Below are 1,342 nucleotides of genomic sequence, written 5' to 3' on the forward strand. Positions count from 1 at the left end.
CTGATCGTCGCCGGCCTGCCGCTGGACGAGGCGCTGGCGGCGCTGGCCGACCAGGCCGAGCGCGCCTATGTGCACGAGCTGCTGGCCGGCGTGCGCGCCGAGGTCATGGGCGGCAGTTCGCTGTCGGTCGCGCTGATGCAGCATCCGCGCGACTTTCCCGATATCTATCGCGCGCTGGTCTCGGCCGGCGAACACTCGGGCCATCTGGGCCTGGTGCTGGAACGGCTGGCCGGCTATATCGAGACCCGCAACACGCTGACCGCCAAGATCCGGCTGGCCTTCACCTATCCGGCCATCGTCACGGTGGTGGCGTTCGCGATCGTGATCTTCCTGCTGTCGTACGTGGTGCCGCAGGTCGTCAGCGTGTTCGCCAACACCAAGCAGAAGCTGCCGATGCTGACGGTGGTGATGCTGGCGCTGTCGGACTTCGTGCGGCAATGGTGGTGGGCCGCGCTGATCGTGCTGGCGCTGGCGGTGATGGCGATCCGCGCGCTGCTGCGCCAGCCGGGCGTGCGGCTCGAATGGCATCGCTGGCTGCTGACCGCGCCGCTGGCCGGCAAGCTGATCCGCGGCTACAACACCGCGCGCTTTGCCAGCACGCTGGCGATCCTGGTGTCGGCCGGCGTGCCGATCCTGCGCAGCCTGCAGGCGGCCGGAGAAACGCTGGGCAACGAGGCGCTGCGCGCCAACGTCGAGGGCGCCACCACACGCGTGCGCGAGGGCTCGTCGCTGGCCCGCGCGCTGGCCGCGCAGAACCAGTTTCCGCCGGTGCTGGTGCACCTGATCCGCTCGGGCGAGGCCACCGGCAATCTGCCGACGATGCTGGAGCGCGCCGCGCAGGGCGAGGCGCAGGAGCTGGAACGGCGCACGCTGTTCCTGACCAGCCTGCTCGAACCGCTGCTGATCCTGACGATGGGCGTGGTGGTGCTGCTGATCGTGCTGGCGGTGCTGATGCCGATCATCGAGATCAATCAGCTGGTGCGGTAGCGCGGGGCAACCCCGTCTCCCGATCCACCTGAAGGGAGAGGTCCGCGGGAGAGGGCCGGGGAGAGGGCCGGGGAGAGGGCCGGGGAGAGGGCCGGGGAGAGGGCCGGGGAGAGGGCCGGGGACAGGGCCGGGGAGAGGGCCGGGGAGAGGGCCGGGGGAGAGGGCAAGCGGCGCTCGCCCCCGAACTGCTTATTCCGCTGCCGCCGTCTTCTTCGCCGTGCGCTTGCGCGGAGCCGGGCTGCGGCGCTTGCGTGCCGGCGGCGCGGCCTCGGCGGCCTGCACCGCTTCGGCGGTTTCCACCGGTTCTTCCGGCTCCGCCATCGCCGGCGCTTCCGCGCCCGGCACCTCCAGCGCT

General features: G+C 71.5%; 1 protein-coding gene. It reads left to right on the top strand.

Annotated elements, in window-relative coordinates:
- A partial coding sequence (gene gspF / locus AC6EI8_RS26555) for a type II secretion system inner membrane protein GspF (protein WP_498383403.1) occupies positions 1-987 on the top strand: 987 nt, incomplete at its 5' end.
- Positions 988-1,342 lie beyond the last annotated feature (355 nt).

Source organism: Cupriavidus sp. R6-3 (assembly GCF_059772245.1).